Below are 7180 nucleotides of genomic sequence, written 5' to 3' on the forward strand. Positions count from 1 at the left end.
TCCAGCCCTGACGGTCAGTCGGCCCGCGCCAGCGGGCGGTCAGGCTCCGTGCCCGTGGCGGTGCCGGATGGCGGCATAAATGCCTTATCCGGCCTACAGGCTCACACCACCCAGGCCCACGCGCCAACGCCGCGCTAATGTGGCTTACACCGGCGCTACCCTGGCCTCCTTCGCCTCGCGCGTCCCGCGATGAAGCAGCGCGTGCAGCAGGATCGCCCCGAAGGTGGCCGTACCAATTCCGCCCAGCGTAAAGCCGCCCAGCGACAGCGCGAAATCGCCAGCGCCCAGCACCAGGGTCACCGACACCATGATCAAATTGCTGTTCTGGCTGAGGTCGACGCGGTTTTGCACCCAGATCCGCGCCCCGGCGACCGCGATCAGGCCAAAGACCACGATCGAGGCGCCGCCGATCACCGGCCCGGGAATGGTGTGGATTAATGCGCCAAACTTCGGCGAGAAGCCGAGCAGCATCGCGATCAGCGCGGCGGCGACAAAGACCAGCGTCGAATAGACCTTGGTTACCGCCATGACGCCAATGTTCTCCGCATAGGTCGTGACCCCGCTGCCGCCCACCGAGCCGGAGAGCATGGTCGCCAGCCCGTCGCCGACGAAGGCGCGCCCCATGTACGGGTCCATATTGCGCCCGGTCATCCCGGCGACGGCCTTCAGGTGCCCGAGGTTCTCGGCTACCAGGATCACCGCGACCGGCGCAATCAACATCATCGCCTGACCGTTAAAGGATGGGGTGGTAAAGTGCGGCAGCCCGAACCACGCCGCCTGGGCGAGGGGGGAGAAGTCCAGCGGCTTGCCAAGGCCAAAGCCGTTAGCCAGCAGGGCGTACAGTGCGCAGGCAACGATCAGGCCGACCAGGATCAGCAGACGCTGCAGCATCCCGCGGGTAAATACCGCGACTATGCCGATGCAGAGCACGGTCAACACCGCCATCCAGCTGTCGAAGGCGCTGGCGGACACGCTGCGCACGGCAATCGGCGCCAGGTTCAGGCCGATTGCCATCACCACCGCGCCGGTCACCACCGGCGGCATCAGGCGCTCGATCCAGCGGGTGCCGATCTTCATCACCACCAGACCAATCAGGGTGTAAACCAGCCCGCAGGCGATGATCCCGCCAAGGGCGACGCTCAGATGAGGGTTCAGCCCCTGGCCGTTAAAGCCGGTAATGGCGATCACCACCCCGACAAAAGCGGCGCTGGAGCCGAGATAGCTCGGCACCCGTCCGCCGGTGACGACAAAGAACAGCAGAGTGCCGACGCCCGACATCAGAATCGACAGGTTGGGGTCGAGCCCCATCAACAACGGCATCAGCACCGTCGCACCGAACATCGCAACGGCGTGCTGCACGCCCATCACCAGCGTTTGCCCGGCCGACAAGCGTTCATCGGGGGCGACAACGCCGGACTCAGCGGCGGGGGAGGTCAACTTCCAGCGAGGAAAATCGAAGAGTGCCATGATGATATCCCGGGTTAAAGGTTAACAAGCGGGTCGCATAAGCGTGTGATAACCGCGGTCAAACCACATCAGTCCCCGGGGCTCCGGGTGACGGGTAATGGCCACGACGTGACAAAACAGGATGTCGTGCGTGCCGACGCTGACGCGCTGGTCGATGCGGCAGTCGAAGCTGACCAGCGCCGCCTCCAGCCGCGGACAGCCGGTGGCGCCGGTCTGCCAGTCGGCGGCGGCAAAGCGCTCGTCCATTGCCGTTTTACCGCCAAACAGCGTCGACAGAGCCTCCTGTCCGGCCGCCAGGGTATTGACGCACAGCGTGTGGTGTTCGCTGAACACCGGCCACACCGAGGCCGAGCGGTTCAGGCAGACCAGCAGGGTCGGCGGCGTGTCGGTAACGCTGCAGACCGCGCTGGCGGTGAACCCCGCCCGGCCCGCCGGGCCATCGGTGGTAATAATGTTAACCGCGGCGCCGACGTGGGCCATGGCGTCACGAAAACTCGCTTTGTCCGCTAACTCCATCGCCAACTCCTTATGCCAGCAGGCAGGCTTCATCAAAGGACAGACGCGGCAGGCGACCATACAGCTTGCCGGGGTCGCCATAGCCGATGTTCACCAGCAGGTTGCTTTTCCAGCCGTTGTCGGCAAAAAACGCCGCGTCGACTTTTTCCCGGTCAAAACCGGACATCGGCCCGGTGTCGAGGCCCAGCGCGCGGCAGGCGAAAATCAGGTACGCCGCCTGCAGCGAGCTGTTGCGAAACGCGGTCTCTTCCGCCAGCTGCGGGCTGGAGGTAAACCAGCTGCGGGCGTCACCGTGGGGAAACAGGGTCGGCAGCCGGTCGTAGAAGGCGCTATCCCATGCCACGATGGCGGTCACCGGCGCCTGCATGGTTTTCTGCAGATTGCCGCTGGAGAGCGTTGGGCGGAGCTTCTCTTTGCCTTCCGCGCTGCGCACGAACACGATGCGCGCCGGCGAACAGTTGGCGGAGGTGGGCCCCATTTTCATCAGGTCCCAGACGGCCTGCAGTTGCGCGTCGCTCACCGGTTTATCGAGCCAGCCGTTATGGGTCCGGGCCTGGGTAAACAGCGTCTCGCAGGCCGTGTGGTTTATCGCGTCGTTCATCGGATCTCCCTGGCGACCGGCAGCATAGCGGCCAGCCCGTCGCATAAAATGGTATTAAAGGTATCGGCGTCGGTGACGTTACAGGCATGGCCGCCCCACGGCATCTCCACACGCTGGCTGCCGGGGATCGCCGCCTGCAGCACGCGGGAGCAGGAGGCCGGGACCAGCAGGTCGTCAGCGGCGCTGACAATCAGCGTCGGGCAGGCGATGGCCGCCGCACGGCGTGAAAAATCAGCCTGCTTCAGAGCCTGCAGCCGCTTCAGCAGATTCTCTTTGCCCTGAAAATGGCTGATGGCAAGCGCATCTTCCGCTTCGAGGCGCGGCAGGCGCGCGGCCATCCATTCCGCCGGGTAGAGAAACAGCGGTTGCGCTTCAACCCACGCCTGCGCGCCGCCGGCATGCAGTAGACGCTCGCGCACCAGGAAGCAGCGGCGGGTGTGTGGCGACAGCGTCAGCCAGCCGTTGACCAGCACCAGGGCGCTCACCGCCTCGGGGCGATCGAGCGCCAGCTGCAGGCCAATCAGCGCCCCCAGGGCGTGGCCCACCAGCGCAAAGCGGGTGATCCCCGCCGCCTGCAGGGCGCTGAGCAGCTCCTGGGCCATCGTCGCCATGCTGTAGTCGGCGGGCAGCGGGCCGGCGTTTTCCCCGGTCCCGTTATGGTCATAACTCACCAGCTGATACTGTGCCTCCAGCGCCGCGCGCTGCGCCAGCCAGTAGCCGCCGCCGCCGCCTAAACCGGCGCTGAGGACCACCACCGGCGCGCCGGGCCATGGGGCTGGAGCAATATTGAGCCTCATCATGTCGGGGCGCCGATATGGGCGACGCTGGCGATTTCCACCAGCGCATCAGGCTTCACCAGTCCGCACTGAATGCAGAAGCGGGCCGGTTTATCGCCGGGGAAGAACTCGGCGTAGACCTCGTTAATCGCGGCGTAATTTGTCCAGTCGGTGATAAAGATGCTGTTGAAAGTCACATCCGCCATACTCCCGCCCGCCGTTTCGATAACGCTCTTGATGGTCTCCAGCACGTGGCGGGTTTGCGCCTTTGGGTCGCCGATGTGCACCACATTGTTTTGCTTATCAAACGGCAGGGTGCCCGAGACGTAGACCACCCCGTCGGCGAGGGTTCCCGGAACAAAGGGGGCAATCGGCGTGGTGGTGCCTGGCGGAATAATCACCTGTTTAGGCATAACGTTTCTCCTTGGCTAAAGACAGCGGGGTGGCGGGGGACAGCGCGTGGCAGAAGCTCTCGACGTCGCTGACCCAGCCGAAAAAGGTTTCAATATTGAACAGCGCCGCCTGCTGGGCGAAGGCCGGGCCGGCCTGATGGGTGGCATCCTCCAGCACGATGCCGAAGTATTCGAGAAAGAAGCCATCGCGCAGCGTCGATTCGACGCAGACGTTGGTGGCGATCCCGGTGAACACCAGGTGGCGTATGCCGCGGCTGCGTAAAATGCTGTCGAGCGGGGTGTTAAAGAAGCCGCTGTAACGCGGTTTCGGCAACACGATATCGCCTTCCTGCGGCGTCAGCTCATCCACCAGCTGATAATCCCAGCCGCCTTTCGCCAGCAGCTTGCCCTGCAGCTCCGGACGCTGACGCATCGTTTTCAGCGCGTTGGACTTGTGATAGTTCGGCGAGCCCGGGCCGCCAGCTTCAATATACTGGTCATCCCAGCCATTCTGGAACCAGATAATCAGCATACCCGCGGCGCGGGCGGCGGCGACGGCGGTATTAATATTGTCGATAACCGGCCGGGTGGCGGAGACGTCAAAGCCGGCGAGATCCAGATAACCGCCCTGACTGGCGTAGGCATTCTGCATATCGACCACAATCAGCGCGCTCTGCTGCGGCGCGAAGGTCAGGGATTCTGGGCGAGCGGGAAGGGTAATCATCAGGCCACCTCACGGGTAACAGGAGCAATGTGGTCCCGGCAGCGCATCAGCGGCTGAATGCGTTCGCCAAAGGCGTCGATGCCGGCAAGAAAATCATCAAAGGTCAGCAGCACGCCGTCGGTGCCGGGCACGCTCGCCACTTCATCGAGCATCCGCGCGACGCTGGCATACGATCCGACAAGGGTGCCCATGTTAATGTTGACCGCCGAGGTGGGGTCGGCCATCTGGCGCACGTTGGTATCGCTGCCGGAGCGGGTGTCTTTCTGACTCTGCTCGGTGAGCCACGCCAGCGCTTCTTCATCGGCGCCCGCTTTGTAATGTTCCCATTTGGCGCGCGCCGCCTCGTCGGTTTCGTCGGCGATCACCATAAACAGCACATAGGACCCCACGTCGCGGCCGGTTTTTTCCGCCGCCTGCATCATGCGTGCGGCGGTTGGGGCAAAGGCCGTTGGCGTGTTGACTCCTTTGCCAAAGCAGAAGTTGTAGTCCGCGTGCTGGGCGGAGAAGGCCATACCGGCATCGCTCTGCCCGGCGCAGATCACCTTCATCGGCTGCGAAGGGCGCGGGCTGACCCGGCAGTCGTTCATGGTGAAGTAATCACCTTTGAAATCGCTGCGCCCGGTGCCCCACAGGTCACGGAGCACCTGAACGTATTCGGTGAGATAGTCATAGCGGCTGGCGAAATAGTCATCTCCCGGCCACATGCCCATCTGGTCATATTCCGGTTTTTGCCAGCCGGTCACCAGATTGACGCCAAACCGGCCGCCGGAGATGGAGTCGATAGTGGAGGCCATTCGGGCGACAATCGCCGGCGGCAGCGTCAGGGTGGCGGCGGTGGCGTAGATCTGGATCTTCGAGGTCACCGCCGCCAGGCCGGCCATCAGGGTGAAGGACTCCAGGTTGTGATCCCAGAATTCAGTTTTCCCGCCGAAGCCGCGCAGCTTGATCATGGAGAGCGCGAAGTCGAAATGGTAGTGCTCGGCCTTCTGCACGATAGCCTTATTCAGTTCGAAGGTCGGCATATACTGCGGGGCATGGGTGGAAATCAGCCAGCCGTTGTTGCCAATGGGAACGAAAACACCAATTTTCATACCTACCTCTCTGCAGTCATGGAAGATGGAGTTGCGGTGGTGCGGCATCCTGCCTCTCCCTGGACCACCTCGCAGAAGAGCTAAAGCAAACGCGATGCCAGTTTTATAAATGCTAATGTTATTAATGTGTTACTTTTGAGTTGCTAAAAAGGACGATAAAAAAGTGGACTGGATGGTCAAAATCAGTGCACGAAAAAACGGCAGTCATGCGCAATCAGGGTGCACGGGGTCGTGTCGGCGCGGGGCTTTTGCTATGCTGGTGGCGTCAACTGAAGGAGAGGATGTATGGCACAGGGCGCGGTGAAGAAAAACGGCAAACGTTCACAAGCGGTCAGCGCCAAAAAGGAGGCCATCCTGGCCGCCGCGCTGGAGGCATTTTCGCAATTTGGTATTCACGGTACGCGACTGGAGCAGGTGGCTGAGCGCGCCGGGGTATCGAAAACCAATCTGCTCTATTACTACCCTTCGAAAGAGGCGCTGTATGTGGCTGTCCTGCAGCAGATCCTCGCCATCTGGCTGGCGCCGCTGAAGGCGTTTCGTGAGGATATCAGCCCGCTGGTGGCGATCCGTGAATATATTCGCCTGAAGCTGGAGGTGTCCCGCGATCACCCCCAGGCCTCGAAGCTCTTCTGCCTCGAGATGCTGCAGGGGGCGCCGCTGCTGATGGGCGAACTGACCGGGGACCTGAAAGCGCTGGTCGATGAGAAATCGGCGATTGTCTCCGGCTGGATCGACCGCGGCAAGCTGGCGCCGGTCGATCCGCAGCATTTAATCTTTATGATCTGGGCCACCACCCAGCATTACGCCGACTTCGCCACCCAGGTGGAGGCGGTCACCGGCGCCACGCTGCAGGATGCGGCCTTTTTTGAACAAACGGTCGATAATGTCCAGCGGATGATTATCGAAGGCATTCGCGTCCGTTAATTGGCCGGCGGCAGCGGGCAGCTTTGATCGCCATCCTCGCACTGCAGCAGCGAGGCGAGGAAAGACTCCCGCTCCACGCTCTTATCGGTCATGCACTGGCTTACCAGCATCGGCTGCATGCTGCCGCCTTCGGCGCCGGACGCGAGAAAGGCGCAATCGGCGTCGCGCAGGGCGATCCATGCCTGCTGCGCCTGCTTCAGTAATGTTTGTTGTTTACCCTCCGCCCGCTGCAGGGCCTGCTGCCAGGTGTCATTCAGCTTTTTGTCGGCCGCCTGATACTGCGCGGCCGCGCACTGATTCATTTCGGTTTGGGTATTGGCGTTGCTGCACTCGTCCGCCAGCGCCGCGCCGCTGGCCAGCAGGGCCATCACGGCAAATAACGTGCGTTTCATTGTTCTGCTCCCATAAAAAAGGCTCCCGTCCGGGAGCCTTAATTAAACACAGCTGACGTTGGCTGTCATTAGCTGATCACAGCGCCGCTCTCCTGGATGGCGGCGCACAGCGCCTTATCCGGGCTACCTCGTTGTATTGTTATGTTGTCGGGTGGCGCTACGCTTACCCGACCTACAATACTGGCCGCCCCGTGCCATGAGACAGGTAGCCCCGGTAAGCGCAGCGCCACCGGGGATGATCACAGCGCCGATTTCCCGGATGACGGCGCACAGCGCCTTATCCGGGCTACCTCGTTG

The 7180-nt window shown here is 62.4% G+C and carries 9 protein-coding genes; 1 reads left to right on the forward strand and 8 read right to left on the reverse strand.

The window, feature by feature from the left end; all coding sequences use genetic code 11:
• Positions 1-144: 144 nt before the first annotated feature.
• Genes rutG through rutA form a run of 7 tightly spaced genes read right to left on the reverse strand, consistent with a single transcriptional unit; the run spans position 145 to position 5567 of the window.
• Positions 145-1467 (reverse strand): pyrimidine utilization transport protein G, encoded by a 1323-nt coding sequence (rutG, locus tag HMPREF3142_RS16890; protein WP_070612239.1) that lies wholly within the window; start codon positions 1465-1467, stop codon positions 145-147.
• A gap of 21 nt (positions 1468-1488) precedes the next feature.
• Entirely contained in the window at positions 1489-1983 is a 495-nt protein-coding gene (rutF, locus tag HMPREF3142_RS16895; RefSeq protein WP_012968592.1) for an NADH-dependent FMN reductase RutF, read from the reverse strand.
• A gap of 10 nt (positions 1984-1993) precedes the next feature.
• Entirely contained in the window at positions 1994-2584 is a 591-nt protein-coding gene (locus tag HMPREF3142_RS16900; protein ID WP_002898814.1) for a malonic semialdehyde reductase, read from the reverse strand.
• Complete coding sequence (rutD, locus tag HMPREF3142_RS16905; RefSeq protein WP_023339873.1) at positions 2581-3384, reverse strand: pyrimidine utilization protein D; 804 nt, start codon at positions 3382-3384, stop codon at positions 2581-2583. Before rutD ends, HMPREF3142_RS16900 begins: the two co-directional genes overlap by 4 nt.
• Positions 3381-3773: a pyrimidine utilization protein C gene (rutC, locus tag HMPREF3142_RS16910; protein ID WP_012542267.1), complete on the reverse strand. Its 393-nt coding sequence runs from the start codon at positions 3771-3773 to the stop codon at positions 3381-3383. Before rutC ends, rutD begins: the two co-directional genes overlap by 4 nt.
• The gene (rutB, locus tag HMPREF3142_RS16915) at positions 3766-4476 is read right to left on the reverse strand and encodes a pyrimidine utilization protein B (protein WP_023339874.1); all 711 of its coding nucleotides are present in this window, start codon (positions 4474-4476) and stop codon (positions 3766-3768) included. Before rutB ends, rutC begins: the two co-directional genes overlap by 8 nt.
• Complete coding sequence (rutA, locus tag HMPREF3142_RS16920) at positions 4476-5567, reverse strand: pyrimidine utilization protein A (RefSeq protein WP_004204507.1); 1092 nt, start codon at positions 5565-5567, stop codon at positions 4476-4478. Before rutA ends, rutB begins: the two co-directional genes overlap by 1 nt.
• 285 nt (positions 5568-5852) lie before the next feature.
• On the opposite strand from rutA, the gene rutR reads away from it, so the two are divergent.
• Entirely contained in the window at positions 5853-6491 is a 639-nt protein-coding gene (rutR, locus tag HMPREF3142_RS16925) for an HTH-type transcriptional regulator RutR (RefSeq protein WP_004204508.1), read from the forward strand.
• Here the strand turns inward: rutR and HMPREF3142_RS16930 are convergent.
• On the reverse strand, positions 6488-6883 hold the full coding sequence (locus HMPREF3142_RS16930; protein WP_060876092.1) for a lysozyme inhibitor LprI family protein: 396 nt from the start codon (positions 6881-6883) through the stop codon (positions 6488-6490). The genes rutR and HMPREF3142_RS16930 overlap by 4 nt on opposite strands.
• Between the last annotated feature and the right edge of the window lie 297 nt (positions 6884-7180).

It is taken from the genome of Klebsiella sp. HMSC16C06 (assembly GCF_001808325.1).
In the GTDB taxonomy this organism is placed as follows: Bacteria; Pseudomonadota; Gammaproteobacteria; order Enterobacterales; family Enterobacteriaceae; genus Klebsiella; species Klebsiella variicola.

Excerpts from the sequence above, each read along its gene's own strand:
- rutG (WP_070612239.1), bottom strand. The coding sequence starts at position 1,467 with ATGGCACTCTTCGATTTTCCTCGCTGGAAGTTGACCTCCCCCGCCGCT.
- rutF (WP_012968592.1), bottom strand. The coding sequence starts at position 1,983 with ATGGAGTTAGCGGACAAAGCGAGTTTTCGTGACGCCATGGCCCACGTC.
- HMPREF3142_RS16900 (WP_002898814.1), bottom strand. The coding sequence starts at position 2,584 with ATGAACGACGCGATAAACCACACGGCCTGCGAGACGCTGTTTACCCAG.
- rutD (WP_023339873.1), bottom strand. The coding sequence starts at position 3,384 with ATGATGAGGCTCAATATTGCTCCAGCCCCATGGCCCGGCGCGCCGGTG.
- rutC (WP_012542267.1), bottom strand. The coding sequence starts at position 3,773 with ATGCCTAAACAGGTGATTATTCCGCCAGGCACCACCACGCCGATTGCC.
- rutB (WP_023339874.1), bottom strand. The coding sequence starts at position 4,476 with ATGATTACCCTTCCCGCTCGCCCAGAATCCCTGACCTTCGCGCCGCAG.
- rutA (WP_004204507.1), bottom strand. The coding sequence starts at position 5,567 with ATGAAAATTGGTGTTTTCGTTCCCATTGGCAACAACGGCTGGCTGATT.
- rutR (WP_004204508.1), top strand. The coding sequence starts at position 5,853 with ATGGCACAGGGCGCGGTGAAGAAAAACGGCAAACGTTCACAAGCGGTC.
- HMPREF3142_RS16930 (WP_060876092.1), bottom strand. The coding sequence starts at position 6,883 with ATGAAACGCACGTTATTTGCCGTGATGGCCCTGCTGGCCAGCGGCGCG.